The following is a 25,638-nucleotide window of genomic DNA, read 5'->3' on the forward strand; positions in this document are numbered from 1 at the left end:
TCAGATCACCAGGCCTCCGTCGACCCCGAGCACCTGGCCCGTGATGTACGAGGCCCGCTCCGACACCAGGAAGGACACCAGGTCGGCGACCTCGTCGGGGCGGCCGAAGCGGCCCAGCGGGATGCGTTCGGCGAGCTTGTCGGCGCTGTCCTCGCCCAGGGCCGCCGTCATGTCGGTCTCGATGAAGCCCGGCGCCACCGTGTTGACACGGATGCCGCGCGGCGCCACCTCCTTGGCCAGGGCCTTGGAGAAGCCGATGATCCCGGCCTTGGACGCCGAGTAGTTGGTCTGGGTGGCGTTGCCGTACACCCCGGCGACGGAGGACATGGTGACCACGGTGCCGGCCCGGCGCTTCAGCATCCCGAAGACCGCCGCACGGCAGATGTGGTACGTCCCGTCGAGGTTGACCCGCAACACGTCCTGCCACGCCTGGTCGTTGAGCATGATCAGCGGGTTGTCCCGGACGATCCCGGCCGAGGAGACCAGCGCGTGGACGGGCCCGAGCTCCCGCTCGGTCGCGCGGACGAACTCCTGGGCCTGGGCCCCGTCCGCCACGTCCACGCGTCGGGCGAACACCCTCGCGCCCGCCTCCTCGGCCTCCTTGGCGACGGCCTGGGCCTCCTCGTCGCGCGAGCGGTAGCAGAACGCCACGGCGAAGCCGTCGGCGGCGAGCCGGCGCACCACGCTGCGACCGATCCCCCGGGAGCCCCCGGTGACCAGTGCGACGCGGGGTTTGTCTGCGGACATCATGACCTCTCGTGGGTTGTCTTCACGGGCTCGCGAGGACGGCGGCCTCGGCGAGCGACTCCAGCTCCGCGGCCGGGCGCAGCGCGAACGTGAGCTGTTCGACCTCCAGGACCCGCCGTCCGTCCACGGAGCTGGAGCCGCGGGTGACGACGGTGTCGCCGAGGTCGCGGACCAGGGTGACCTCGTGCACCAGGACCGACCCCGGGTAGACGGACCCCAGGACGCGGGCGTCGCGCACCCCGGCGCCCAGCGTGACCTGCCCGGTGCGCACATCGGGGTTGGGCCGCTCCCAGCACGCCAGCAGCAGCGCGGCCTGCGCCCAGGACTCCAGCATCATGCTCGCCGGGTACGCGTACTCCTGCGCCGCTCCCTGGGCCAGGCCCCGGTAGGCGGGTTCGGCGACGCTGACCGCCTTGTACGCGGTCAGATGCTTGCCCGGTTCCACCTCCCCGAGCCGGTCCACCAGCAGCGCCGGGTGGCGGTGCGGGATGACGGAGGTGATGCGGAATTCGGGGTTCACTCGTCCTCCTGGTCGGGGCGGTCCTGCGGGAAGTGCAGGGCGATGCGGGCGGCGGGCCGGGCGTCCGCGCTCACGGAGGCGGTGGCCCGCACCCCGTGGTCACCGCGTTCGATCCGGGCCTCGATGACGAGTTCCTCGCCCGGCCGCACCGGGCTCAGAAAACGCGCCTTCTTGAGCACGAACCCCCCTCCGTCGCCGACGCCGTGGGCGCGGACCAGGTCGTGGACGTACTGCACCAGGGCGAATCCCGGCACCAGCGGGAAGCCGGGGCAGTGGCCCTGGAGGAAGGGGGCGCCGTGGGCCACGGTGACGCTGCCGCGCACGGTCTCCTCGGCGGGCCGCGGGGCGGTGGGTTCGTGGGGCCACGAGGGCTCCAACTCGGCGATGGTGAGGGCCTCTTCGAGCATCATGGACGTGTCCTCCTCATCCGCCCAGCAGGGCGCAACCGACGGTGCCGTCCCGGTCGATCCCGGTGACCAGGGCCGTCGCACCGGGGGGCAGCCCGCCCTCTTCGGCGAGGGCCAGGACCGCCCCCGTCTGGAAGGCGGTGGCCGCCGCCGAGGCGTCCCCGAGCAGCGGGCGGCACCGGATCAGGCGGGGGTCGGCGCCCTCGGGCAGGGCCCGCAGGACGGCGTCCTCCTCGCCCTCGGCGCCGAGTGGCGCGACGACGCGTACGCTCGCCGCGTCCACTCCGGCGTCGTCCAGGACGGCGCGTACACAGGTGGTGAGGGCGTCGGCCGCCGCAGCGGGACGATGGTAGGCGCGGAAGCGGGTGCCCAGGAGCCGGGCGAGCGGGGTGCGGCCCGCGGCCGAGGCGCTCGCGGCCGGCTCCAGGAGCCAGACCACCGCGCCCTCGCCGAGCGGGGGCCGCTCGGCTTCGGCGGCGGCGTGCCACTCCAGCCAGGCGCGCTGCGTCGAGTACTCCTCCGCCGCTCCGCACAGGACGCGGTCGCAGTGGCCGCCCCGGTGGAGGCGGGCGGCGTAGCCGAGGGCGAGCAGACCGGTCAGCCAGCCGCCCGCGACGGTGGTGTTGGGGCCCTTGATGCCGTGCCAGATGGCGCTCTGGCCGGCCATCCGGTTCATCACGGTGTTGGGGAAGCGCGCCGGGTCGACGAGGTAGGGGCGCTCCCCGGTCAGCGAGTCCCGGGTGAAGTCCATGATGCTCTGGACGCTGCCGTGGCCGGTGCCGAGCACCAGGGCGAGCCGTTCGGGGTGCTCGACGACGTCGGGCCCGCACTCCTGGAGCAGCTGTCCGTACGCCGCGACGGCGAGCGCGGTCAGCCGGTCCATGGTGCGGGTGCCCTTCTTGCCGAGCGCGCCGGCGGGGCTGAACTCCCGTACCAGGGCGGCCTGTTGGTAGGGACCGGGATGGTGCGAGGGGTCGAGCGGGGCCTGGGCGTTCGCGCCGGCGGCGAGGCCCGCGCGGTAGGCCTCGCGGCCCGCGCCGTAGGGAGAGAGCGCGGACCAGGCGGAGAAGACGAGGTCGCCCGCGGGTGCGGGCCGGACCGTGGGGCCCGGGTCGTCGAGGGTGGCGGCGCCGGTCATGCCGTGGTCCCGCGGGCCGCCGTCTGCCCCGGCTTGCCGTTGAGGGCGTTGAGCAGCCGGTCGTCGAAGTTGACCAGGCTCCAGTCGCGGCGGTTCTCGATCACGGCCCAGCCGTGGGTGATGCGGCCGGTGGTGGTGGGCACGAGGACGCCGTCGCGCAGGACGTAGGTGTCCATGCGGGCGGTGTAGGTGAAGCGCTTGAAGACGTTCTCGACGGTGAAGACGGTGTAGAGCGTCTCCTCCATCCGGGCCTCGTCCAGGACGGTGATCCGCGAGTGCGGGACGACCGGGATCCAGTCCTGCTCGTCGAGCAGGGTCTTGATGGAGACGCCCCGGTCGGCCAGGAACAGGTCGACGACCTCCTCCATCTGCCGCAGATAGCCGGACATCTGCACGCGCTCGGTGAAGTGGCAGTAGAAGTACGGCATCCGCCAGGCCCAGCCGAAGGCGTTGCGGCCCTCGGTGAGCTGCTCCAGGGGGTCCGCGCCGGGCCGCAGCGCGATGGGCTCCGCGCCCGCGCCGAGGCGGTCCACGACCGCGCCTTCCAGGGCGGCGGGCGGCTGCTCCGCCTCGTGGCCGCGCGGGTCGAACCGGAACTGCACGGCGACCTTGGACACGACGGCCCGCTGTATCTCGCCGTCGCGCCGCACCGTCATCTCGACGGTGAGCCGCATCCCGTCGCCCTTGTCCGGCGCGGGGGCGACGACGGCGCTCGCCACGTCGTCGATGTGGAACGCGGTGAGGATCTTGGTGTCGATGTCGGTGATGTCCACGCCGAGGCCGTACCGCTCGTACAACTGCCCCGCAGGGAAGCCGAGTTGGCGCAGGTGGTCGTAGACGGCCTCCTCCACCATGTAGTTGACGTGCTTGAAGCCGATCCAGGTGCAGATGTTGGACCCCTCGTAGCGGGGGCGTATCTCCACGCGGGTGGTGCCGTCCGTCGCGGCGGTGCTGACGCTCATGGCTTCTCCAGGAGGGAAACGGGGGCCGCGGCGGCGTGCCGCGCCGGGCAGGGGTCGGCGGCGAGGAAGTCGCACACCAGGCGGGTGACGCGATCGGCGGCCTCCACCATCGGAAAGTGGCCGCACTCTTCGAGGAGTTCGAACCGGGCGCCGCGGACGGCGCCTGCCAGCGCGCGGCCGTCCTCGGCGCGGGCGGCGATGTCCTGCGCGCCGGACAGGACGAGCAGCTCGGTGCGTACCGCCGTCAGATCGAGGAAAGGGGTGCGCAGATACGACTCGAAGAACCGCATCCAGCCGTAGGGGCCGATCCGGTCGCGCAGCCGGCGCGCCATCCAGTCCCGGTGGGCCCGGGCGAACCGGGCGGTCTCTCCGACCGCGAGCGCCTCCTCGAAGGCGCGGTGGAAGTCGTTGAGGTAGTAGGAGATCACCGACCAGTCGAAGTCCTCGGGGTTCGGCCGGTAGAACGGGCTGATCAGTACGGTGCGGCGGGGCGCCGGTTGTCCGGCCGCGAGGGCCTCGGTGATCAGGTTGGCAGCGTAGGAGTGGGCGACGACCGCGTCGTACCCCTCGTCCACCAGGTCCCTCACGCAGCGGCCCGGGTCGGGCAGCGCGCCCCAGTCGGCGCCGTCGGTCATGGCCCGCCAGGGCAGGTGCGCGTCCCACAGCTCCAGGCGCCCGTCCGAGCGGGCCACCAGCGGATCCCAGACGGAGGGCTTGCCGCCGAGGCCGTGCAGCAGCAGGACCCGGACCGGCTCACCGGACTCGGCGGGCCTGCGCAGCCGGGCGGTGACCCGGCTCATGCGGCCGGCTCCCCCTCGTATCTGCCGAGGATCACCACCGCGTTGTTCCCGGCGAAGGCCAGCGCGTTGTTCTGCACGATGCGCACATCGGCCTGGCGCGCCTCGTTGGGTACGGGGTCGAGCGCGCACTCCGGGTCGGTCGCCCGGTGGTTGATGGTGGGCGGGATGAAGCCCTCGGTGATGGCCAGGGCGCAGGCCGCCGAGGCGAGCGCGCTGGCGGCGCCCATGGTGTGGCCGAGCATGGACTTGATGGAGATGGTGGGCGGCGGCTCCGCGAACACCTGGCGGATCGCTCCGGCCTCGGTGACGTCGTTGGCCTTGGTGCCGGTGCCGTGCGCCGAGATGAAGTCGATGTCCTCGGGCTTGACCCCGGCGTTGCGGTGCGCCAGTTCGATACAGGCGGCGAGGCTGTCCTGGTCGGGGGCGACCGGGTGGTGGGCGTCGCAGTTGAGGCCGTAGCCGAGCACCTCGGCGTAGATGCGGGCGCCGCGGGCGAGGGCGGACTCCAGGCTCTCCATGAACAGGATGCCCGCCCCCTCGCCGGTGAGGATGCCCTTGCGGTCTACGTCGAAGGGCTGGCACACCTCGGGGGCGATGGTGCCCAGGCGGTAGAACCCGGTGAACGTCTTGCGGCACACCGCGTCGGCCCCGCCCGCCAGGGCGATGTCCACCTCGCCGGAGCGGATCGCGTCGAAGCCGGAGCCGATGGCGTAGTTGCCGGCGGCGCAGGCGGTCGGAATGGTGACCGCCTCCACGTCCTCCAGCTCCAGCTCCCTCACGACGCTGCTGGACAGCAGCCCGGCGGTGGAGCGCCGTGCGGCGACGGGGTCCAAGCTTTCGGGCCCGTCCCACAGTTGACGTTCCATCAGGACGTCGAGGTCGTGCGATTCGCCGTCGGTGGTGCCGACGGACACCAGGACGCGGCGGGCCCGCAGGGCCGTGAGCTCCAGGTGCGCGTCGTCCACGGCCATTCTCGCCGCCGCGACACAGAACTGGCTGGCCCGGCCGAGCTCGCCGGGATCGATGTGCTCGATCCACCGCGCCGCGTCGAAGCCCTCGATCTCGCACCCGTTGGCGTGGGCGTAGCCGGTGGTGTCGAACGAGGTGATCGGCTTGACGCCGCTGCGGCCGGTCCTGAGCCCGGCCAGGAATTCGGCCGGCCCGGTGCCGATGCTGGTGACCGTGCCCAGGCCCGTGACCACGACCCGGTGTGGCTGCCGGCGCTCACTGCTCACCGGTGTCTCCTCTCTCTCGGCATCCGAGCGGCCGGGCCTACTTGGACAGGCTCTCCCTGACCACGTCGACCACGCCGTCGAGGTTGACCATGCGGACGAGTTCGGCCTGGTCGATCTCGATCTGGAAGGTGCGCTCCAGGGACGAGAGGATCTCGATCGCCCCGAGCGAGTCCGCGTTGTGGTCCTCCTTGAACAGGCTCGTGTCGGTGACCTCGGCGGGCTCGATCTCCAGGATCTCGCAGACGATGTCCCGGATCTGAGCGCGCTGTTCGTCGGTGATGGCAACCGTGCTGGGCATTGCGCCTCCCATGGGAATGCGGTGGTGGGGTACCGGCTGGATGGCGAGAAGTCTTGTCGCCGACGCTGACGCGAACCTGACGGACGGCTGACTCCCGGAGCCGTCCCCCGACCCCCCGTCCCCGCGCGGGTGACCGGCGTTGTTCAGGCCTGACTGAAACACCTGGTCCCCGGCGCCGGGCGGCGTCATCGTGGGCGCCCGGACGCCCACGCGTCACCCGGGCCGACGCGGTCTCACCCGAAAGTGGATTCCTCGCCACCACCGTCAACCTGTTCATGAGCGACGGCGTCAGTGTGGTCGGGTACGCGGCGACGCTCGCCGCACCAGAACCCGGGCCGGCCAACTATCCATCGCCACAGCGGAGTTGACCTCTTCGGCGTCGCTCGGAGCGCCGCCCGCGGTCCTCACGACCCGCAGTACTCACCCCGACCAGGGAGTCGATCTGATGAACCGCACAGGGCCCCACGGCCCGGACGACGTCGTCGTGCTGAGCGAGGTCCGCCGCGCCTACGGCACCGAACGCGCCCGCACCGTCGCCCTCGACGGCGTCTCGGTCGTCTTCCGCCGCGGCACCTTCACCGCCGTGATGGGCCCCTCCGGCTCCGGCAAGACCACGCTGCTCCAGTGCGCGGCGGGCCTGGACCGGCCGACGTCCGGCACCGTCACCCTCGACGGCCTCGACCTGTCCGGGCTCGGCGAACGCGCGCTCACCAAGCTGCGCCGCGACCGCATCGGCTTCATCTTCCAGGCCTTCAACCTGCTGCCCGCGCTCACCGTCGAGGACAACGTGACCCTGCCGCTGCGGCTGGCGGGGCGCACACCCGCGCACGGGGCGGTGGCCCACGCCCTGGAGCGGGTGGGCCTCGCCGACCGGGCGCGGCACCGGCCCGGCGAGCTCTCCGGCGGCCAGCAGCAGCGCGTCGCCATCGCGCGCGCCCTGATCACCGACCCCGCCGTCATCTTCGGCGACGAGCCCACCGGCGCCCTGGACACCCGCACCGCGCTCGAAGTGCTGCGGCTGCTGCGCTCGGCCGTGCGCGACGGCGGCCAGACGGCCATCGTGGTCACCCACGACCCGGTGGCCGCCTCCCACGCCGACCGCGTCGTCTTCCTCGCCGACGGCCTGGTCGTCGACGAGCTGCACGGCGCCGGTGCCGACACGATCGCCGAACGCATGACCCACCTCGGCGCCTGGGGCGACCTGCCCGACGCCGGCAGCCGCTCGCTCAAGGGAGCCCTGTGATGTTCCACCTGGCTCTGGCAACCCTCAGGTTCCGCAAGGGCGGCTTCCTCGCCTCCTTCGTCGCCCTGTTCTTCGGCGCGTTGATCCTCGCGGCCTGCGGCGGCCTCATGGAGACCGGGGTACGCGCCGACGTGCCGCCCCAGCGGTTCGCCGCCGCGCCCGTGGTGGTCGCCCGCGGCCGGTCCTACGACGGCGAGCTCGTCCTCGCCTACGACCGTCTCGACGCCTCGCTCGTCACCCGGATCGCGGCCACGCCCGGCGTCCGGCGGGCGCTGGGCGATGTGTCGTTCCCGGCCACCGCACTCGACGAGGGCCGGGGCACGGACCCCGGCGCCGACCTCGTCGGCCACGGCTGGTCCTCCGCCGTACTGGCGGCCGCCCCGCTCGCCCGGGGCACCGAGCCGCGCGCGGCCGGGCAGGCCGCCCTGGACGCGCGGCTCGCCACCCGGCTCGGCGTGGACGTCGGCGACCGGCTGCGGATGACGGTCTCCGGGGCGTCGCTGTCCGTGCGGGTGAGCGGCCTGGTGCGCCCCGCGACCGGGACCGACACCGCCCTGTACGTCACCGACGCACAGGCGCGCCAGGTGCGCGGCGCCCCGGACCGGGTGGACGCCATCGCGGTGCAGCCCCAACCGGGCGTGTCCGCCGAGGAGTTGAAGCAGAGCCTGGCTCCGGCGCTGCGCGGCCTGGACGTGACGGCGGTGACCGGCGAGGACCGGGGCACCGTCGAGTTCCCCGACTCCGAGGGCGGGGCGTCCCCGCTGATCTCGATGTCCGCCGTGTTCGGCGGGATCGCCGCCATGGTCGCCGTGTTCGTCGTGGGCTCCACCCTGGCCGTCCTCATCCAGCAGCGGATGCGGGAAATGGCCCTGCTGCGGGCGATCGGAGCGCTGCCCGGGCAGATCCGCCGCATGGTGGTGGGCGAGACGCTGGTCGTAGGGCTGGGGGCGACGCTGCTCGCCCTCGTCCCGGGGCGCGCGGCGGGCGAATTGATGATGCGTCAACTCGCCGAGGCCGGTGTGGTGGACGACCACATCGTCTACCGGGCCGGATGGATTCCGCTGGCGACCGCCGCCGGTACGGCGCTCCTTGCGGCGGTGGCCGCCGCCTTCATCGCCTCGCGCCGGGCCGCACTCGCCCCGCCCACCGCCGCCCTCACCGAGTCCACCCTGGCGAGCCGCTGGCTGAGCGCGCCCCGGCTGGTGTGTGCGCTGCTCTGCTTCGGCGGGGCCGCGGCCCTCGCGTTCGTCACCGCCACCGTCATGGACGGCTCGGTCGCCTCCAGCACCGCGGGGCCCGCGGCCATGCTGTGGACCGGCGGTGTCGCGCTGATCGCCCCCGGCGTGACCCGGGTGCTGCTCGCCGTGGTGCGCCCGCCGCTGCGGCTGCTTCCGGGCCTCGCCGGCCGGCTGGCCTCGGACAACGCCCGCGCCCGCAGGATCCGTACGGCCGGCGCGGTCACCCCTGTCGTCCTTGCCACCGGACTCGCCACCGCGCTGATCTACCTCCAGCTCAGCGCGGACGCGGGCGGCGGGGGCGAGGCGACCAGCGCGTGGATCAACTATCTGCTCGCCGGGACCATCATCGGCTACGCGGTGATCTCCCTGGTCAACACCTTGGTGGTGGCCGCCGCCGAACGGCGGGCCGAGTTCGCGCTGCAACGCCTCGTCGGCGCGACGCCGGGGCAGATCCTGCGCATGGTGACCGTCGAGGCGCTCCTCGTCGCGGTGATGGGCATCGCGCTCGGCTCGTTCGTCGCCCTCGCCACGCTCGTGCCGTTCAGCCTCGCCCTCGACGGCTCGTGGCTGCCGGGCGGCGGCCTGACGGTCTACGGCGCGATCGTGGGGTGTGTCGCCGCGCTGACGCTGCTGGCCACCCTGCTCCCGGCCCGCCTCGCCCTGCGCACCCGGCCCGCCGAGGTACTGGCGATGCCGTGACCGCGCCGGGCGGGGCTCAGGCGGTCTCGGCCGTCTCGGCGGTCCCGGCCGCCTCGGCGAGGTAGGGCCTCAACTCCGCGAAGGATTCGGGGTGTTGGGCGATCCACGACCAGTAGCGCGGGATCGTACGGGCGTACTCGCAGTAGTAGCGGCGGACCGTGCCCACCAGGCTGCGCAGGGTGCCGCGGGCGAGCGAGTCGGTGCGCCACACCAGCAGCATCTCGGTGCTCGCGGTGCCGCTCAACGGCACGAGCGCGACCTCCTTGGTCGCTCCGGTCGGCGTGGTCAGGGCGGCCGCGCCGGCGTCCCGTACCCAGTTCATCGCCTCGTGGTGGCCGTCCACGTAGTGCAGGACCTCGGGGTCGGCGTGGTCGAACTTGGCGAACAGGTGCTTCTCGATGGGGTGGAACCAGTGGTCGCGCGCGTAGCGGACCCAGGTGAGACCGGCGAGGTCGGCCACGCCCACCCCGGTCCGTTCGGCCAGCGGATGGCCGCGCGGAACGGCGAGCCACACCGGCTCGCGCACGATGACGGTCTTGGCCAGGGCGGGCTCCAGCACATCGGCCGGCGCCACCAGCGCCATGCTGGGCACCAGGGCCGCGTTGAGGGCGCCGCCCCGCACCGCCGCCACGGCCGCCGCGGGCGCGAGGGTCTCGCTGCGCACCTCGCCGACGGGCAGCGCCTCCTGGAGCACCGTGCGCAACGACGGCGGGGTCCACTCGGCGTTCCCGAACCGGAACACCTCGGAGGAGTACGCGCTGGCTTCGGCGATCACCAGATCGGCCTGGTGGACGAGGTCGGCGAGGAGCGGCAGCAGCCGTTCCCCGCGGGAGGTGGGGAGCACGCCCGATCGGCTGCGCACGAAGAGTTCGCCGCCTATCGCCTTTTCAATCCGATGTAATTGCGCGGTAAGGCTGGACTGCGGAAGATTCAGTTCCACAGCGGCCTTGGATATGCTTCCGGCGCAGTCGATGGCCATCACGATTCTGGCATGACGCAACTCGACGTTCACTTATCCCCCGTTCGCGACCGACACCCGCGGACGTCCATCCGGGGACAGGCCCGGACCGACCGCACGCTAACAGGACGCACAGGTTCAGTCCATATCGTCGCCAGGCGAAGGCGCGGGCCGCCGGACGGCTTCGGGGAAATGCAGCGGGAATCGGTCAGCCGACGGCCGTAACGGCGTGGGCCAGCACGCAGCGGGGTTCGCCGAGCGTTTCGTCCTGGCGGAGAATCGCCTCATAGGCGCGGTGCAGCGCCCGGCCGGGTTCGAGCCCGAGATCGACGGCGAGCCGGCGGCGGGCGCCGTGGAAGATCTCCAGCGCCTCGGCCTGCCGGCCGTCCCGGTACAGGGCGAGCATCAAGAGCTCGCTCAGCCGCTCCCTGCCGCTGTGCTCGACGGCCAGTTGCCGCAGTTCGGAGACGGGCACCCGGGCCGCGTCCACGGACAGCTTGGCCGCCGTGAGGTCCTCGTAGGCGGTGATGCGGCGCTCTTCGAGATGGTCGGCCTGGATCCGGCAGCGCATCCCGTCACGGGCGTCCATCAGCGCGGGCCCGCGCCACAGCGCCAGTGCGGACTCCAGGGTGACGATGGCCCGGTGCGGGTCCCGGTCGACCAGTTCGGCGCCGGTGTCCGCCAGCTCCAGGAAGCGGTGTGCGTCCACGCTGGCGACCGGCACGTCGAGGAGATACCCGCTGCTGACGGTGTGCAGCGGCTCGGTCGTGCCGGTGACCGACTGCAATAGTTTGCGCAGTCTTCGCACATTGGCTTGAAGTGCGTTGCGGGCGTTCGCCATCGGCTGCTCGGCCCACAGCTCGTCGACCATCCGGTCGGAGCTCACCGGCACCCCGGGAGAGAGAGCCAGCATCGTGAGCACCACGCTCGCCCGCTTCGAGGACATCGTGTACCGCTTGCTTCCGTGCGCGAGGTAAAGCGGACCAAGAACGTTGATTTCCATAGCAGGACCCCCATGTCAACTCGCGGACTTCGCACATGATGCCCAGGCGCATTCGGTCGGGGGAAATACCATCTCGCCGTGAATGCGAGCGCCATCAGTATGGCTTCGCGTCGTCGCTCATCAAGGGGCTCATGCTTCTGACACGTGCCACGGTGACGGCCGTTCTTTCCCCCAGATATCCGTCCTGCCCCCTTTCGATCCCCTTTCGCTCGTGCGGTGCACCCGGCGGCCGCCACCCCGCGAGCACCGGACCGGGGCCAGGCCGGGCCCGGCCCCCTCTTCAGCGGCCCGGCGGCCCCGGGAGCGGCGCCCCCGACGTCGGGTTCACCGGGGCCCGGCCATACCAAAGGGTCTTGAATTGCCGTGCGCGGCGGCCGAGTTCACAGAAAGCGCTTAAACTCCTGGCGACGGCGCGGTGGTGTGGGGTGTTGTACGTCGCTCGGCGACCGCGTCCTGTCGGTTCGGGATCCTGCCGCGCGGTGTCGGCCAGCCCCCGCCGGGCTGTCAGCTTCGCGTCAGCGATCCCCGCGAGCATGAGGGCTCGGGCCGTACGGCCCGCGTCTTCCCACGACTCGGATACCGGAGTTGGCGACGTGTCGAACCCCTTTGACGACCAGGACGGAACCCTTCTCGTAGTGGTGAACGACGCCGGCCGGCACTCGCTGTGGCCCGCGTTCGCGCCGTGTCCCGACGGCTGGAAGGCCGTGCTCGGCGCGGCTCCGCGCGAGGCCGTCGCCCCAGCGGCTTCCTGAGCACTCCCCGGTTCGCCCGCACCCGCACGATGCGCCCGGTCGCCACCACGCCCGGTGACGCACGACGACGTCCTGGTGACGCTCACCGGCCAGTCGGCCCGACCGCTCCTTTCGCGAACGAGCCCATAAACGGGGGCAGTTATGCAGAGAATCCACTTCACGGCCGCCGATATAGCCAAGACCCGGCTGAGGACGACCGCCGGGCCGCTGATCGAGACGGCCTTCGCCTACGGGCTGCTCGGCCGGGGCGTCACACCCGCCTACGCCCGCTGGCGCAAACAGGTCGCCACCCGGCTGCCTGCCTGGCCGCGGTTACGTTCCGGCGGGGTCGGCGTCGTCAGTGACCCCGAGGTGCTGTTGCGGCTGATCGAGCAGAGCGGATCCGAGGACCGCGCCTCGCACGACGTGGCCCAACAGGACGCCCTGACCGCCCAGTTGTCCGCCTACCGGGAAGCCGCCGGCCTCCCGGAGGTGTGGCAGGCGGCGATCGCGCCGTACTGGGACCACATCGAGGCGTATCTGGAGGTCGAGTGCGAGGCGCGCGGCCGGGTGGTGATGGCGGGCGGGGTGGGTTCGCTGCTCGCCACGCTGCATCCGAGGATCACGTGGCGCTCGCAGATCCTGGAGATCCCCGGCGGGCCCGACGAGGACATCTACCTCGACCGTCGCGGCCTCGCGCTCACCCCGTCGGTCTTCCTCAACCACCGCCCGGCCCAGCTCACAGGCGGCCGCAGCGAGGGCGGTGAGCTGGTGCTGGCCTTCGCCGCGCCGCCGGACGCCCAGCGGGCGGCGAGCCTGTGGGACGCGCCCGACGACGACGCGCAGTCGCTGGGCGCGCTGGTCGGCCAGACCCGCGCCGCCGCGCTGCGGGTGCTGCGGGCCACCTGCACGACCAGCCAGCTCGCGCACCGGCTCGGCATCTCGGCGGCGGGCGCCAGCCAGCACACCACGGTGCTGCGCCAGACCGGTCTGATCACCACCCGCCGCATCCGCAACACCGTCCTGCACACGGTGACCCCGCTGGGACTCGCCCTGCTCGACGGTCTGCCCACGCGCTCCGCGCCGGACCGGCGCTCCCCGGCGGCCTCCGTACCCGAGACGTGGCGCCACACCCTGGACGGCATTCCGCGCCCGGCCGTCCAGCACGCCTCCTGACGGGACCCGTCCTCTTTCACCCGGCCCACGTCCGTCGAGGCCGAAGCCCAATCCCCCACACGCGAAGGTCCGGCCCCGGCGGGGTCGGACCTCTGGGCGTGGCGCGATCGGTGGCGGCCCGGGTTCAGAGCCGGGACCAGGTGCGGAACTGCCGCAGGCCGTACAACAGCGGGGGCAGGGCGTGCCGTTGGGTGATCAGGCGGGCTTCGCCGAAGACGGTGACGTGGTCGCCGGTGCGGTGCAGGGCGCTCACATCGCAGTCGGCGACGGTGTGCGCGTCCTGGACCAGATGGGGGCCGCCCGAGTCCGCCCCCTGTTCCCACGGCACCAGGTGGAAGCGCTCGGGGTTGCCGGAGGCGAACAACTCGGCCGTCCCCTGGGCCCCTTCGTGCAGCAGGTTCACCGCGAAGGTGCCCCGCTCCAGGATGGCCTCCAGGGTGGGGCTGCCGTGCCGCAGGCAGACGAGCAGCGTCGGCGGCTTCAGCGTGACGCTGCACACCGAGGAGCAGGTCATGCCGCGCGGCGCCCCGTCGTGACCGGTGGTGGTGACCACGCCCACGCCGGTGGGGAAGCCGCTCATCATGGCGCGGAAGCGGTCGGGCGTGGTCCGGTCGGCCACCGCTTCGACATGGACGGTGTGTTCGGTCATCGGACCCTGCTTTCTGTGGCTACGGCGTACGCCGCGGTCGTGGGGCGGCGCTCGGCCCGGTCGAGGAGGGTGAGGAGCGGTCCCGTCATGGCCGTCGTCGTCAGCGCCATGACGATCAGGGCGAGGACGATCGGGCCGGTGAGGATCCCAGAGCTCAACCCGGCCTGGAGGACGATGAGTTCGGTGAGCCCACGGGTGTTCATCAGGACGGCGACCCTGCGTGCCGTCCTGGGGGGCCGGCCGCCCCGGCGGGCCCCGAGATATCCGCCGAGCCCCTTGCCGAGGCAGCCGAGGACCACGGCCGCGGCGATCAGCCGCCAGGAGGTGTCGGTGAACGAGCCGGTGAGCACGGTGACCCCGGTGACCACGAAGAAGGCGGGCGCCAGCGCGCCGCCCGCCCGCGAGACGGCGGTGACCGCGCGTTCCCAGGGGGCGTTGGTGCCCCGCGGGATCGCCAGGCCGACCAGGGCGGCGCCGAGGACGGCCGTCATGCCGAGGTGTTCCATGGCGAGCGCGACGGCGAGGGCCACCGCGCCAAGCAGCACCGCCGCGGTGCGCGGCAGCCGGGCGCAGAGGCTCCGGGCGGCCCGGGTGCGCAGTCCGTGGCGGACGGCGAGCGCGCACACCGCGCCGAACGCGAGCGCCCCGACCGAGTGGAGCACCCCGTCCAGGCTTCCCGCGCCGAGGCTGATGGCGAGGGTGAGCAGCAGCCAGCCGACGGCGTCGATGACCAGGGCCGCGGCGAGCGCCGTCTGCCCGGCCGCCGAGCGCGTCATGCCCCGGTCGGCGAGGATCCGGGCCATGACGGGGACGGCGGTGATGGACATCGACACCGCGACCATCAGGACGAAGGCGGGCAGCGGGGCGTCGCCGCGTGCCGCGGTGTCGTCGCTCGCCAGCACCAGGCCGGCGAGGAGCAGCCCCGTCAGGAGCGGCGGGACCAGCGCTCCGGTCGCCACCCACAGGGTGCCGCCGCGCCGGGGGCCGCCGGAGTCGGCCGCCCCCAGGGTGTGGGCGAGGCCCACCAGGAACAGGACGAGGCCGGCCTGGGCGATCAGTTTGACCACGTCGAACACGGGCCCCGGCAGGGCCGCGTCCAGGGTGTCGCGGCCGAACAGGGCGATCACGGCGGGCCCGGAGAGGAGGCCCACCACGATCTCCCCGATGACCACGGGCTGGCGCAGCACCCGGGCGAGGGACCGCCCCGCGAACGCGATGAGCAGGATGGCGGCGAGCGCCGCCAGGACATGGGCGACGCGTGGAGCGTCGCCGAGGAGCCTGAGCGATTCCATGACGCGGTCCCCCGTCGGCCGCTCAGCGATGCTGGGCGAAGTATTCGTACGCCTTGGGAAGCGTCTGCGTCAGGCGCCGCGTCTTGTCGCGGATCGCCTCGAATTCCCGCTCGGCGGCGGAAGGGTCGGACAGGGCGAGTGCGGGTGAAGGCTTCAGCTCGATTCCGCCCATGCCGAGCAGGACGCACATGTACGAGTAGGCGGGCAGACCGTGGTAGTACGGGAAAATGCTCTCGGAGTCGGGGACCTGGGTCTTCCACATCTCCAGGCGCTCGGCGAGCGAGTCGGGAATCGCGCGGGTCTTGGTGTCGCGCCAGTACTGGGTGTCCTGTCGTTTGGCGGCGACATAGTGCAGGACCAGGAATTCCCGTATTCCGTCCATGACATGGGAGACGGAACGGTTGTAGAGCATGCGCTGGTTCGGGTTCCAGTCCTCGTTGGGGAAGTTCTTGGCGATCTGCTCGATGGCGTGGTGGATGAAGAAGATGCCGGTGGATTCGAGCGGCTCGACGAACCCGCTGGAAAGGCCGACGGCCACGCAGTTGTTGACCCAGGAATTCCTGCTGCGCCCGATGCGCATCTTGATGTGGTTGGCGTTGACGTCGGCGGCCGCGGGGCCGACGAACTCGCGCAGGGTGCGCTCGGCGTCCTCGGGCGAGAGGTAGTCCTTCGCGTAGACGTATCCGGTACCGACCCGGCCCATCAGCGGGATCGTCCAGATCCAGCCGGCGTCCTGGGCGGTGGCGGTGGTGCACGGCAGGATGCCGCGCTTCTCCATGTCCATCGGGACCTGGAGGGCCACCGCGCTGTCGTTGGGCAGCGTGTCCTGGTAGGAGATGAACGGTTCGTTGAGCGCCTTGTTGATGAGCAGCGCGCGGAAGCCGGTGCAGTCGATGTAGAGGTCGCCGGTGAGGTCGCCGTGCTCGGCGGTGGTGACCCCGCTGATCCAGCCGCGCTCGTCCAGGTTGACCTGCTTGACGTCGTCGACGATGTGCCGCACACCGCGTTCCACCGCGTAGGTGGTGAGGTATTTGGCGAGCAGTGCGGCCTCGAACTGGTAGGCGTAGGGGAATTGGGTCTTGCCCTGGTGCTCGGACATCGTGAGGCCGTGCATCTCGTCCGCGCCCTCGTCGAAGGGCTGGTCGATGAGGGCGCCGTCCAGGCGGCGCGGGCTCAGTCCGGCGTCGATGACCGAGGCCATGACGAAGCAGTCCTTGTCGAACCGGTCGGTCGGCCCCTGCTGGAGCCACCAGTCGGTCAGCGGGAAGCCGTTGACCGAACGCATCTGCTCGAAGGGGTGGTAGAAGTAGTGGCCCCTTTCCCGCCAGTTCTCGAACCGGACGGCCAGTTTGTACGTGGCGTTGCAGGCCGGCATCCAGTCCTTCTCCTTGAGTCCGAGGAACTCGAAGAAGTGCCGGATGTCGCTGAAGGTGGCCTCGCCGACGCCCACCGCGCCGATGTTCCCGGATTCCACGAGGGTCACGTTTATTCGCTCCCCGAAAGCGGCCTTGAGGTACGAGGCCGTCATCCATCCGGCTGTTCCGCCACCCACGATCACGACTTTGTTGAGCACTGGTGACTCCTGTTCGGTAGTCCACGAGATTCGCCAGTGGCTCCGGCCCCCTGTGTCCGATTTTCCTGGGTGGCGCCACCGATAAAGGAGACTAGGGGTGGCTGAACTCGGCGCCCAGATCCTTAAGTGATGGCCGAAAGGCGCAGGTGGGGCTGGCCGGATGGACAGATGGCCCCCGGTCGGCTACGGGCCCTCTTTGCGGCGTCAGCCCACTGTCAGCGGCGTTCGGGAACATGAAAGGCGGGGTTACCGGGTGGGAATCGCTCCGCCCGCCCGCTGCAATGGAGATTTGGATGACAAAGGAAGAATCCGTCCCGCCGTTCGCCGTGATCCCCGGCTCCCAGGTCCACGCCGTTCTGACCGGCCACGAGCAGCGCACCATGGAGCTGGTGGAGGCCGCCTACCGGCTGCACGGCGAGGGCGACACGGTCAACCCACCGTCGTATTTCCTGCGCTTTCCGGACCGCCCCTCCGCCCGGATCATCGCGCTGCCCGCCTCCATCGGCGGCGAGAACCGGGTCGACGGGCTGAAGTGGATCTCCAGTTTCCCGGAGAACGTGGCCTCGGGCATCCCCCGCGCCTCCGCGGTACTGGTGCTCAACGACCATGCCACGGGGTATCCCCTGGCGTGCCTGGAGAGCTCGATCATCAGCGCCGCGCGCACGGCGGCGTCCGCCGCGCTCGGCGCCGAGCTGCTCTCGCGCGGCCGGCCGCGCCCGCGCAGGATCGGCTTCATCGGCACGGGGTTCATCGCCCGGCACATCCACACCTACCTCGCCGGCACCGGCTGGACCTTCGACGAGGTGGGGGTGCACGACCTGGCGGCGGCGTACGCGGGCGGCTTCCGCTCGTATCTGGAGGGTTCGGGCGAGCGGGGCCGGATCACCGTGCACGACAGCGCCGAGGAGTTGATCCGCTCTTCGGACCTGGTGGTCTTCGCGACGGTCGCGGCGGCTCCGCACGTCCACGAGCCCGCCTGGTTCGCGCACAATCCGGTGGTCCTGAACATCTCACTGCGCGATCTGGCGCCCGAGATCCTGCTCGCCTCGACCAATGTGGTCGACGACGTCGAGCACTGCCTGAAGGCGGACACCTCGCCCCATCTGACCGAACAGCTCACCGGGTCACGGAAGTTCATTGCCGGGACGCTGGCCGAGGTGATGGCGCGGAAGGTGGTGATACCCGGTGACCGCCCGGTGGTGTTCTCGCCGTTCGGGCTCGGCGTACTGGATCTGGCGGTCGGCAAGTTCGTGTACGACGAGGTGGCCGCCCGGGGCGAACTCCGCGTCGTGGACGGCTTCTTCCACGAGGTGGACAGGTATGGGCGGACCGCGACGGACAGCCGTTCCTGAGGTGAGGGGGCCCAAGTGCCGGTGATCTCCGTACCCGAGGACTTCCACACGGACGACCTCTATGTGGACCTGCGGTCCGTCCTGGACGCTCCGCTGTATCTGAAGTGCGAAGGCTTCAACTTCGCCGGGTCGATCAAACTCAAGGCGGCGCGGTCGATGATCGCCGACGCCGAACGCAACGGGCTGCTGACTGCGGACTCGGTCATCGTCGAGTCGTCGTCGGGGAACCTCGGTGTCGCCCTGAGCATGATCGCGGCGAGTCGGGGCTATCAGTTCCTGTGCGTCACGGACACCCGCTGCAACCTGAACACCCGACGGTTGATGGAAGCGATGGGCGCCCGGGTGCACACCATCACCGAGCCCGACCCCGAGGCGGGTTTCCTCGGGGCCAGACTCGACCACGTACGGCAGTTGTGCGCCTCCGACAACCGCCATCTGTGGCTCAACCAGTACGCCAACCCATGCAACTGGCAGGCCCACTACCGCAGTACGGCGCCGTCCATCGCCGAGCGCTTCCCGGACCTCGACGTCCTGTTCGTCGGGGCGGGCACCACGGGGACGCTGATGGGGTGCGCCCGGTACTTCAAGGATTCGGGGCGCCCGGTCACCGTGGTCGCCGTCGACTCCGTCGGCTCGGTGACCTTCGGCGGCCCCCCGGCGCCCCGGATGATTCCGGGCCTCGGCTCCGGCGTACGACCGCCGCTGCTCGACCGGTCGTTCGTGGACGAGGTGGTGCTCGTGCCGGAGATCGACACGATCCGGGTCGCGCACCGGCTGGCCGCGGGCGGCTTCCTGTTCGGCGGCTCCACCGGGACGGTGGTGTCCGGGGCGCTCGGCTGGCTGGCCGAGCACCGGGGCGGCGGCCGTTGTACGGCGGTGGCGATCTCCCCGGACCTGGGCGAGCGCTATCTCGATTCGATCTACCAGAGCAACTGGGTGAGCGACATCTACGGAGCCCACGCACTGGAACTCGGCCCCCTCCGTACGGGCTGAAAGGACCCGGCGACTCACACGTGACGGAGCGTCAGGTCCTGTGTGGGCGAAGCCGGTTGACACGGCTCCCACCACCCCTCCCCCCGGTGGTGGGGGCCGTGTCATTGCCGTCACGCCCCGAGCGCTGGATGCTGGACGCCGGACCGGAACCCCGCCGGGCCGTCAGCTCCCCGTCAGGGCCCGGCGGCACCATCGGCACAGGGTCGCCGCGGGCAGCGGAAGGCGGCTCGACCCCGGCGCATTCCCGAGCGGCGACAGCCGAGAGGAGCCCACCCATGGACCGGACCCTCGCGCCGAGCGCGCTCTCGCCCACTCGACTGCCACGCCCCCAACTCCCTTACCCGACAACCCTGGTGGAGGCGCTCCTTTTGCGCTCCTCGGGCCCTGACGCGGCCCGCCCCGTGTTCACCGCGCTCGACGCCGAAGGCCGGCGGCTCGAACGGCTCAACGCCGTCGAACTCCTCGGCCGGGTCCGCGCCACGGCCGCCGCGCTGGGCGCGGTGGGGTCGGCGGGAGACCGGGTCGTCGTCCCGGCGCTGCCCGGCACCGACTTCGCGGTCGCCTTCCTGGCCTGTCTGTACGCGGGGCGGATCGCCGTACCCGTACCGCCGCCGAGGCCCGCCACCCGGCGGCGCACGACGGACGGCGCGGACCGGCTCGGGGCGATCCGGCGGAACTGCGCGCCGGTCGCGTCGCTGGTGGCTTCGGCGGCGGACGCCGTAGGCGGCGAGGAGGGGGCCGGGCTCGCGTGGATCCCGGTGGCGCGGGCGCCGGGTCATCCGGATCTGCTCCCCGACCCGGCGGCCCTCGACCCCCGGGCGGTGGCGCTCCTCCAGTACACCTCGGGGTCCACCAGCCGGCCCCGGGGGGTGGTCGTCGGCCAGGACAACCTGATGGCCAATCAGCTCGCGGTGCGCGACCGCTGCGACGTCGACTCCGGTACCACGGTGGTGAGTTGGCTGCCGTTCTTCCACGACATGGGGCTCTGCACCGGTGTGGTCCTGCCCCTGGTCTCGGGGGCGGCGGCGGTCACGATGGAACCCGCCACCTTCGTCCGCGACCCCCTGGTGTGGCTGCGCGCGATCGAGGCGGAGGAGGACGTCTTCGCCGCGGCGCCCGACTTCGCGTACGAGCTGTGCGTGCGGCGGATCGGCTCCGCGGTGCGACGGCGTGTCGACCTGTCCACCTGGCGGGTGGCCGTCAACGGGTCCGAGCCGGTGCGGGCGGGAACGCTCCGCGCCTTCGCGGACGCCTTCCGGCCCTCCTTCTTCCGCCCGGAGGTGTTCTCGCCCGGTTACGGCCTCGCCGAATGCACCCTGGGCGTCACGCTCGGCCGCCCCCTGTACGAGGCGCCGGTCCGCCGCTACGACCGGGACGCCCTGGCGCGCGGCGCCGCCGTACCGGCCGTCTCCCCCGACACCGCCGTCGAACTAGTCGGCTGCGGGCCACCCCTGCCCGGCGTACGGATCGAGGTCGTGGACCCGGCGACCCGGCGCGCCCTTCCGGACGGCGCCGTGGGCGAGATCTGGGTGGACGCCCCGGGGAACGGCCGGGGCTACTGGGGCCGGGACGCCGAATCGGCGAGGACGTTCGGGGCGCGGCCGACCGGACCCTCCGGGGGCGGGCCGTATGTACGCACCGGGGACCTGGGCTGTCTCGACGGCGGCGAGCTGTTCGTCACGGGCCGCCTCAAGGACGTTCTGGTCGTGCACGGCGAGAACTACTTCCCGCAGGACGTCGAAGCGGTGGCCGGCGCCGCGCACGAGGCCTTCGCACACCAGCGGGCCGCCGCATGGCCGCTGGAGGAGGAGGGGCCGGGGGTCGCGGTGGTCGTCGAGACGGCCGAGCGGGACCCCGAGGTGCTCGCCCGCGCCGTACGCGCCGCGGGCCTCGCCGTCGCCCGGGCGCTGCCCGCCCCGGTGAGCGTCTTCGCGGTCGCCCGCCATCAGGTGCCGCGCACGACCAGCGGCAAGACCCGCCGCCGGGACTGCGCGGACGACGTGCGGGCGGGGCGGCTGCCCCTGCTCGCCCAGTGGTCCAGCCGGCCGGCCCGATCGGCCGGCCCATCAGAGAGGAGCCCGTCCGCATGAGCATCCCCACGAGCGGCCCGGAGACCGCGTCGACCGCCACGGCCACCGCCCCCGCCGCCACCACCGCCGTCACCGAACGCCAGGTGGCCGACCACCTCACCCAACTGCTCGCCGAACACCTGGAGTTGGAGCTCGACCTCATCGACCAGGACGTACCGCTCAGCGCGTACGGCATCGACTCGATGACCAGCACCTGGCTGACCCGGCGCCTCGGCGAGCGCTGCGGGGTGAGCATCGACCGGGCGCTCCTGGTCGACCGGCCGAGCGTGGCGGAGGTGGCGCAGGACGTGGTCGCCGCCCTGGCCGCGCGGGGCGCTCGCGACCTCGCGGATGGGACGGGCACCCCCGGCCCGCAGGGCACCCCGTGATCGAGACGCTGTTCCCCCTTCCCGTCACCGCCGCCTCGGAACTCTTCGGGGACGTTCCCGAAGGGAGCGGTCTCCACCCCGAGGAGCGGGCGCTGGTGGCGGGGGTCGGCGCCGGGCGGCGGCGCGAGTTCACCACGGTGCGGCACTGCGCCCGCGCGGCCCTCAAGTCACTGGGCGCGGCTCCGGGCCCGCTGCTCCCGGACGAGTGGGGCGCCCCGCGCTGGCCGCCCGGGATCGTGGGCAGCATGACGCACTGCCGCGGTTATCGGGCGGCGGTGGTCGCGCGGCACGGGGACGTACGGGCCCTGGGCATCGACGCGGAGCCGCACCGCCCACTGCGCGACGGCGTCCTCACGGCCGTGGCCCTCTCGGACGAACAGGACGAGGTGGCCGCCCTCCTCCACCGCGCCCCCGCCGTCCGCTGGGACCGTCTGCTGTTCTGCGCGAAGGAGGCGGCGTTCAAGGCGTGGTTCCCCCAAGGGGTACGGCGCGGCGGGGCCAGACCGAACGGCTTCCATGACATCAAGGTCACCTTCGGCGGGTCCGGCGGGACGTTCCGGGCGGTGGTGCTGCCCGGCCTGCCCGAGGCAACCAGCCTCGAAGGCCGCTGGCTGGCCTCGCCCGAGCTCCTCCTGGCGGCGGCGGTGCGGCCCGGCCGGCCCGTCGGGTGACCCTCACTCCCCCACGCGCTCGGCCCGCTTCCGTACCCAACTCGGCCTGATCACCTCGGCGTTGCCGTCCAGCGCGGCGGCCGCCCGGGTCAGGGCTTCGGCGGCGGCGCGCGGGGACGAAGAAAGGTCACGGGCGGCCCGGGAGAGCGCGCGGGCGGCGTCGGCCTGGGCGGCTCCGGCGATGTCGAGGGCGGCGGAGGCGCGGTCGGCGGTGGCGGCCGATTCCTCGGTACGGCCGTCGCACCAGTACGCCCAGGCCAGGTTGAGCAGACAGACGCCCTCGGCCCGGGGGTTCTCCATCAGGGAGGCCTCGTGGCGGGCCTCCTCCAGGACGGTGGCGGCGCGGGCCGGGGCGTCGAGGGCCAGCAGGGCGAGGCCCTGGGCGTTGAGGGCGTAGGCGATCGCCTCCTGGCTTGCGGCGGCGCGGTAGGCGCGGGCCGTCGCGGCGCCCGCTTCGGCGGTCTCCTGCCAGCGGCCGAGGGTGAGCAGGGCGATGGTGCGGGCATTGCCGGCCCGCGCGATGGTGAGCAAGTCACCTTCCGTGTCGGCGAGTTGGGTGAGGCGGTCGGCCACGGTCAGGGCGCTCTCGCCGTCGCCGAGATAGCTGTGGGCGAGACTGAGGGAGAGCAGCGCGTGCACCTCCCGCTCGGGGTCGCCGAGTTCGCGGGCCAGTTCGGCGGCGCGGGTGAGCGGGGCGACCGTGGCCCCCTGGTCGCCGAGCTGACGGTGGGCGTCGCCGAGGCCGAACAGCGCGTTCTGCAACGCGGGCCGGTCACCGAGGCGTTCGGCCAGGGACACCGCCTCGGCGAACAGGTGGACCGCCTGCTCGATGGGGCCCGCGCTGAGCCGGGCGTGTCCGTAGGCCACCGTGTGGGCGAGGCGCACCCGCTCGTCCTGGATGTGTTCCTCGACGGCCAGGTGCATCGTGACCGCGGCAAGCACCGAGCCGTGCCAGACCAGCCATTCGCTGATCTCGCACAGGGCCCGCGCGGCGTCGTCGTGGTCGCCGGCGCGCAGGAGGTGGTGGAAGCGGCGCCGGTTCGGCTCGATGTCCTCCAGGGTGCGCCACTCGCCGCGCGGCCGGGTCCGGCGCTCGTACCAGGACGCGATCTGCCGTTCCACTGCCTGCCTCCTGTGGGGTCCGTTGCGGGGCATGCGTCCGTAGGCGATCTCCGCGTCCAGCGGGTGCAGCGCGAAGGTGCGGTGCGCGCGGTCCACGGAGACCAGGTGTCTGCGGACGAGGGAGATGAGGACGGGGGCCGCGGGCAGCTCCGGGTCGAGCCCGGCCAGGATCTCCTCGACGTCGTGCTGGCCGACCGGTGTGCGCAGTGCGGCGAGCACGCCGAGGACGGCGTGCGCCCGCGCGTCGAGCCGTTTGTAGCGATCCTGTGCGAGGTCGGCGACGACGTCGTGGCGCCGTGTGAAGTCCTTGAGCACGTCTTGGAGGCTGGGCAGCAGCACCGTGTCGTCGGCGAGCGCGCCGATGAGCAGTTCCAGGGCGCGGGGAACGCCGTGCACATGGACGGCGGCGTGCAGCAGTTCGTCGTCGGACAGTTGCGCCATGCCGAGGCTGCCGTCCCGGTCGAGTTCGCGCAGCAGGGCCGCCGCCTCGGCGGGGCCGAGTCCCTCGGAGAGTTCGACGTGGGCGGCGAAGCGCCGCAGTTCGGGCGCGAGGCGCACGGGCACCTGGCTGGTGACCAGGAGCCGCGGGGTGGAGCGGACCCGGAAGAGCCAGTCGAGGATGACGGCCAGTTCCTCGTCGGCGATGCTGCCGTCGTCGTCGAGCAGGTCCTCCAGGTTGTCCATGAGGACGACGACCAGACGCTCGCCGAGGGCCGCATGCAGTTCGGCGAGCCGGTCCTGCGCCGTCCCGCCCGCCGTCCAGACGTCCCGCAGCCGCGCCAGGCACTCGGGGCCGAGCAGCCGGGCACAGTCGAAGTAGAGCCGTTCCAGGGAGATCCCGGAGGTCCGGGTGGAGAGGTTGACCAGGCCGGACGGCACCGGGCCCTGGACGGTGCCCGGCCATGAGCCCCGGTCGAGGAGGTCCATGACCTTCGCCGCCAGGGCGCTCTTGCCTATGCCGCGCGGGCCGGTGATGGTGACCATCCGGATCGCGGGGTCGCTCAAGTGGCGTGCGACGGCGTCGCGTTCACTGGTGCGGTTCTTGAACAGCTCGATCCCGTACGCGACCGGCACGCCCACCACCCGCAGGTCGGGGGCGCGTGCACCGGGGACGCGTGCACCGGGCGGCTCCCCCGGCCCCTCGAGCGGCAGCGGCCCGGGGCCGGGGAGGCGGAGGAGCCGGGCCAGTTCCCCGCGCTCGTCGGCGCCGAGCCCGCGCAGCGCGTGGTCCAGGCGTACCGCGGTGAGCCGGCCCGGGCCCTCCGAGCGGTGGTGCTCGGCGACGACACCGATGATGAGGTGACCGGCCCACACCGCCGCACCGGACATCCCCGCCCAGGGCGAGGCCCCGGGGTCGGGGTCCGCGCCGGCCGGGGCGACCGTCATCTCCAGGGTGCCGGTGCGCAGGTTGGACAGGGCGGCCACGGTCCCGTCCGCCTGGTGCAGTTCGCGGAAGGTGCCCTCGCGGCGGGTGCGGCGCTTCCACAGCGGGAACCCGGCGGCATACACGTCGATCACCCCGTGCCGGTCGTCGGCGATCCGTCCGAAGCGGGCCGGCTCGACCACCGCCGGGGCGTCCGGCGGCGGCACGACGCTCAGGACGGCGAGGTCGCTGTGCCGGTCCGCCCAGGTCACGGTCGCGGGAGCCGACCATTCGCCGTCCCGGTCGGCGTCGCACCGTACGACCACGGCGGTCGCGTCGGCGACCACATGGGCTGCGGTCAGGACGGCGCGGGCACAGACGCGGTAGCCGGAACCGCGTCTGCGGCCGCTGCCGGTCTCGACGATGATCTCGGCGATCCGGTGCGGGTCGAGCCCTGGCCCGTCGGCCACGGGCTCATCTCTCATCGAGCAGTTCGTCCCCGGAGATCAGCGCGGGCCGGTCGGCGTCGTCCGCCCCGACGGGTCTGAGCGTGAGCATGATGCGCTGGGTGACCGACTGGGCGGTGCGCGCCGAGTGGTGCACGTCGAAGACCCAGAACCGCACCTTGGCGCCCGGCTCCCGGCTCCGCTCCACGCCCACGGTCAGTTCGAGGTCGAGCTTCTCGGCCTGGAACCGCAGCCCCTGGCCTTCGCCGTCGGCCATGGCCCGGCTCAGCTCGGACCTCAACTGGGCGATCATGTCGGCCAGTTCCACCGCGTCGTCCACCCTGAACCCCCGCGCCTCGCCCGACACCGCCCGGTCCGCCTCGCCCGTCGAGCATACCGAGGGCTCGCCAACTGGACCTGTGTCCGATCGACTTCGAGCCAGGGCACCCTCAGGCCTATCACATCGGTACGCCGACCGTCGATGGCCCGGGGCCCCCGGCCGAGGTCGGTACCGGGCGAGCACGTCCCGACCCGGGAAAATCCGCAGGTCGACGGGGTGTGCGG

The 25,638-nt window shown here is 72.5% G+C and carries 24 protein-coding genes; 9 read left to right on the forward strand and 15 right to left on the reverse strand.

The genetic code is table 11. The features are described 5' to 3' along the window. Genes fabG through DWB77_RS14165 form a run of 8 tightly spaced genes read right to left on the reverse strand, consistent with a single transcriptional unit; the run spans position 1 to position 6,107 of the window. Positions 1-747: a 3-oxoacyl-[acyl-carrier-protein] reductase gene (fabG, locus tag DWB77_RS14130; RefSeq protein WP_120727770.1), complete on the reverse strand. Its 747-nt coding sequence runs from the start codon at positions 745-747 to the stop codon at positions 1-3. Positions 748-769: 22 nt separating this feature from the next. Next, positions 770-1,267: a 3-hydroxyacyl-ACP dehydratase FabZ family protein gene (locus tag DWB77_RS14135; protein ID WP_120721612.1), complete on the reverse strand. Its 498-nt coding sequence runs from the start codon at positions 1,265-1,267 to the stop codon at positions 770-772. Further along, a complete protein-coding gene (locus tag DWB77_RS14140; RefSeq protein WP_120721613.1) occupies positions 1,264-1,677 on the reverse strand; it encodes a hypothetical protein in 414 nt (137 codons plus the stop codon). Before DWB77_RS14140 ends, DWB77_RS14135 begins: the two co-directional genes overlap by 4 nt. A 13-nt stretch (positions 1,678-1,690) precedes the next feature. Beyond that, the gene (locus DWB77_RS14145) at positions 1,691-2,812 is read right to left on the reverse strand and encodes a beta-ketoacyl synthase N-terminal-like domain-containing protein (protein WP_120721614.1); all 1,122 of its coding nucleotides are present in this window, start codon (positions 2,810-2,812) and stop codon (positions 1,691-1,693) included. Continuing rightward, complete coding sequence (locus DWB77_RS14150) at positions 2,809-3,774, reverse strand: hypothetical protein (RefSeq protein ID WP_120721615.1); 966 nt, start codon at positions 3,772-3,774, stop codon at positions 2,809-2,811. Before DWB77_RS14150 ends, DWB77_RS14145 begins: the two co-directional genes overlap by 4 nt. Beyond that, positions 3,771-4,574 carry an alpha/beta fold hydrolase gene (locus tag DWB77_RS14155; RefSeq protein WP_120721616.1) on the reverse strand — a complete coding sequence of 268 codons (804 nt, stop codon included), beginning with the start codon at positions 4,572-4,574 and terminating at the stop codon, positions 3,771-3,773. The genes DWB77_RS14150 and DWB77_RS14155 overlap by 4 nt, the downstream gene beginning before the upstream one ends. Further along, a complete protein-coding gene (locus tag DWB77_RS14160) occupies positions 4,571-5,809 on the reverse strand; it encodes a beta-ketoacyl-[acyl-carrier-protein] synthase family protein (protein WP_120721617.1) in 1,239 nt (412 codons plus the stop codon). The genes DWB77_RS14155 and DWB77_RS14160 overlap by 4 nt, the downstream gene beginning before the upstream one ends. A 37-nt stretch (positions 5,810-5,846) precedes the next feature. After that, the gene (locus DWB77_RS14165; protein WP_120721618.1) at positions 5,847-6,107 is read right to left on the reverse strand and encodes an acyl carrier protein; all 261 of its coding nucleotides are present in this window, start codon (positions 6,105-6,107) and stop codon (positions 5,847-5,849) included. A gap of 445 nt (positions 6,108-6,552) precedes the next feature. On the opposite strand from DWB77_RS14165, the gene DWB77_RS14170 reads away from it, so the two are divergent. Continuing rightward, the gene (locus DWB77_RS14170) at positions 6,553-7,350 is read left to right on the forward strand and encodes an ABC transporter ATP-binding protein (protein ID WP_120721619.1); all 798 of its coding nucleotides are present in this window, start codon (positions 6,553-6,555) and stop codon (positions 7,348-7,350) included. Then, positions 7,350-9,287 (forward strand): FtsX-like permease family protein, encoded by a 1,938-nt coding sequence (locus tag DWB77_RS14175; RefSeq protein ID WP_120721620.1) that lies wholly within the window; start codon positions 7,350-7,352, stop codon positions 9,285-9,287. The genes DWB77_RS14170 and DWB77_RS14175 overlap by 1 nt, the downstream gene beginning before the upstream one ends. 16 nt (positions 9,288-9,303) lie before the next feature. Here DWB77_RS14175 and DWB77_RS14180 read toward each other — a convergent pair whose 3' ends face one another. Further along, positions 9,304-10,299, reverse strand: coding sequence for a LysR family transcriptional regulator (locus DWB77_RS14180; protein ID WP_120721621.1), 996 nt, complete (start codon positions 10,297-10,299; stop codon positions 9,304-9,306). Between the two features lie 154 nt (positions 10,300-10,453). After that, on the reverse strand, positions 10,454-11,248 hold the full coding sequence (locus DWB77_RS14185) for an AfsR/SARP family transcriptional regulator (RefSeq protein WP_246033525.1): 795 nt from the start codon (positions 11,246-11,248) through the stop codon (positions 10,454-10,456). Positions 11,249-11,841: 593 nt separating this feature from the next. On the opposite strand from DWB77_RS14185, the gene DWB77_RS14190 reads away from it, so the two are divergent. After that, on the forward strand, positions 11,842-12,000 hold the full coding sequence (locus DWB77_RS14190) for an MbtH family protein (protein ID WP_120721623.1): 159 nt from the start codon (positions 11,842-11,844) through the stop codon (positions 11,998-12,000). A gap of 141 nt (positions 12,001-12,141) precedes the next feature. After that, on the forward strand, positions 12,142-13,155 hold the full coding sequence (locus DWB77_RS14195; protein ID WP_120721624.1) for an ArsR/SmtB family transcription factor: 1,014 nt from the start codon (positions 12,142-12,144) through the stop codon (positions 13,153-13,155). A 124-nt stretch (positions 13,156-13,279) separates the two neighbouring features. On the opposite strand, the gene DWB77_RS14200 is transcribed toward DWB77_RS14195, so the two are convergent. From DWB77_RS14200 to DWB77_RS14210, 3 genes are read right to left on the reverse strand one after another with little or no spacing between them, the layout of a single operon-like run. Beyond that, on the reverse strand, positions 13,280-13,804 hold the full coding sequence (locus DWB77_RS14200; RefSeq protein WP_120721625.1) for a flavin reductase family protein: 525 nt from the start codon (positions 13,802-13,804) through the stop codon (positions 13,280-13,282). Further along, complete coding sequence (locus DWB77_RS14205) at positions 13,801-15,096, reverse strand: cation:proton antiporter (protein WP_120721626.1); 1,296 nt, start codon at positions 15,094-15,096, stop codon at positions 13,801-13,803. Before DWB77_RS14205 ends, DWB77_RS14200 begins: the two co-directional genes overlap by 4 nt. A 22-nt stretch (positions 15,097-15,118) precedes the next feature. Beyond that, the gene (locus tag DWB77_RS14210; RefSeq protein WP_120721627.1) at positions 15,119-16,669 is read right to left on the reverse strand and encodes a tryptophan halogenase family protein; all 1,551 of its coding nucleotides are present in this window, start codon (positions 16,667-16,669) and stop codon (positions 15,119-15,121) included. 293 nt (positions 16,670-16,962) lie between these two features. Between DWB77_RS14210 and sbnB the strand changes: the two genes are divergently transcribed. The 5 genes from sbnB to DWB77_RS14235 all read left to right on the forward strand — a co-directional run bounded on the left by sbnB (position 16,963) and on the right by DWB77_RS14235 (position 22,143). Then, positions 16,963-18,021, forward strand: a complete 1,059-nt coding sequence (gene sbnB, locus DWB77_RS14215; RefSeq protein WP_120721628.1) for a 2,3-diaminopropionate biosynthesis protein SbnB — start codon at positions 16,963-16,965, stop codon at positions 18,019-18,021. 15 nt (positions 18,022-18,036) lie between these two features. Further along, positions 18,037-19,014 (forward strand): 2,3-diaminopropionate biosynthesis protein SbnA, encoded by a 978-nt coding sequence (gene sbnA, locus DWB77_RS14220; protein WP_120721629.1) that lies wholly within the window; start codon positions 18,037-18,039, stop codon positions 19,012-19,014. 275 nt (positions 19,015-19,289) lie between these two features. Beyond that, complete coding sequence (locus tag DWB77_RS14225; protein WP_162952529.1) at positions 19,290-21,104, forward strand: fatty acyl-AMP ligase; 1,815 nt, start codon at positions 19,290-19,292, stop codon at positions 21,102-21,104. Next, positions 21,101-21,472 (forward strand): acyl carrier protein, encoded by a 372-nt coding sequence (locus DWB77_RS37790; RefSeq protein ID WP_162952530.1) that lies wholly within the window; start codon positions 21,101-21,103, stop codon positions 21,470-21,472. Before DWB77_RS14225 ends, DWB77_RS37790 begins: the two co-directional genes overlap by 4 nt. Continuing rightward, positions 21,469-22,143, forward strand: coding sequence for a 4'-phosphopantetheinyl transferase family protein (locus tag DWB77_RS14235; protein ID WP_120721631.1), 675 nt, complete (start codon positions 21,469-21,471; stop codon positions 22,141-22,143). The genes DWB77_RS37790 and DWB77_RS14235 overlap by 4 nt, the downstream gene beginning before the upstream one ends. A gap of 3 nt (positions 22,144-22,146) precedes the next feature. Here the strand turns inward: DWB77_RS14235 and DWB77_RS14240 are convergent, their stop codons facing one another. Together DWB77_RS14240 and DWB77_RS14245 are read right to left on the reverse strand one after the other, a co-directional pair. Beyond that, on the reverse strand, positions 22,147-25,113 hold the full coding sequence (locus tag DWB77_RS14240) for a trypsin-like peptidase domain-containing protein (RefSeq protein ID WP_120721632.1): 2,967 nt from the start codon (positions 25,111-25,113) through the stop codon (positions 22,147-22,149). Continuing rightward, positions 25,103-25,414 (reverse strand): trypco2 family protein, encoded by a 312-nt coding sequence (locus DWB77_RS14245; protein WP_216826849.1) that lies wholly within the window; start codon positions 25,412-25,414, stop codon positions 25,103-25,105. The genes DWB77_RS14240 and DWB77_RS14245 overlap by 11 nt, the downstream gene beginning before the upstream one ends. Positions 25,415-25,638 lie beyond the last annotated feature (224 nt).

Origin of the sequence: Streptomyces hundungensis (assembly GCF_003627815.1) — a bacterium.
Lineage (GTDB): Bacteria > Actinomycetota > Actinomycetes > Streptomycetales > Streptomycetaceae > Streptomyces > Streptomyces hundungensis_A.

Excerpts from the sequence above, each read along its gene's own strand:
- fabG (WP_120727770.1), bottom strand. The coding sequence starts at position 747 with ATGTCCGCAGACAAACCCCGCGTCGCACTGGTCACCGGGGGCTCCCGG.
- DWB77_RS14140 (WP_120721613.1), bottom strand. The coding sequence starts at position 1,677 with ATGATGCTCGAAGAGGCCCTCACCATCGCCGAGTTGGAGCCCTCGTGG.
- DWB77_RS14145 (WP_120721614.1), bottom strand. The coding sequence starts at position 2,812 with ATGACCGGCGCCGCCACCCTCGACGACCCGGGCCCCACGGTCCGGCCC.
- DWB77_RS14150 (WP_120721615.1), bottom strand. The coding sequence starts at position 3,774 with ATGAGCGTCAGCACCGCCGCGACGGACGGCACCACCCGCGTGGAGATA.
- DWB77_RS14155 (WP_120721616.1), bottom strand. The coding sequence starts at position 4,574 with ATGAGCCGGGTCACCGCCCGGCTGCGCAGGCCCGCCGAGTCCGGTGAG.
- DWB77_RS14165 (WP_120721618.1), bottom strand. The coding sequence starts at position 6,107 with ATGCCCAGCACGGTTGCCATCACCGACGAACAGCGCGCTCAGATCCGG.
- DWB77_RS14170 (WP_120721619.1), top strand. The coding sequence starts at position 6,553 with ATGAACCGCACAGGGCCCCACGGCCCGGACGACGTCGTCGTGCTGAGC.
- DWB77_RS14175 (WP_120721620.1), top strand. The coding sequence starts at position 7,350 with ATGTTCCACCTGGCTCTGGCAACCCTCAGGTTCCGCAAGGGCGGCTTC.
- DWB77_RS14185 (WP_246033525.1), bottom strand. The coding sequence starts at position 11,248 with ATGGAAATCAACGTTCTTGGTCCGCTTTACCTCGCGCACGGAAGCAAG.
- DWB77_RS14195 (WP_120721624.1), top strand. The coding sequence starts at position 12,142 with ATGCAGAGAATCCACTTCACGGCCGCCGATATAGCCAAGACCCGGCTG.
- DWB77_RS14200 (WP_120721625.1), bottom strand. The coding sequence starts at position 13,804 with ATGACCGAACACACCGTCCATGTCGAAGCGGTGGCCGACCGGACCACG.
- DWB77_RS14205 (WP_120721626.1), bottom strand. The coding sequence starts at position 15,096 with ATGGAATCGCTCAGGCTCCTCGGCGACGCTCCACGCGTCGCCCATGTC.
- sbnB (WP_120721628.1), top strand. The coding sequence starts at position 16,963 with ATGACAAAGGAAGAATCCGTCCCGCCGTTCGCCGTGATCCCCGGCTCC.
- DWB77_RS14225 (WP_162952529.1), top strand. The coding sequence starts at position 19,290 with ATGGACCGGACCCTCGCGCCGAGCGCGCTCTCGCCCACTCGACTGCCA.
- DWB77_RS37790 (WP_162952530.1), top strand. The coding sequence starts at position 21,101 with ATGAGCATCCCCACGAGCGGCCCGGAGACCGCGTCGACCGCCACGGCC.
- DWB77_RS14240 (WP_120721632.1), bottom strand. The coding sequence starts at position 25,113 with ATGAGAGATGAGCCCGTGGCCGACGGGCCAGGGCTCGACCCGCACCGG.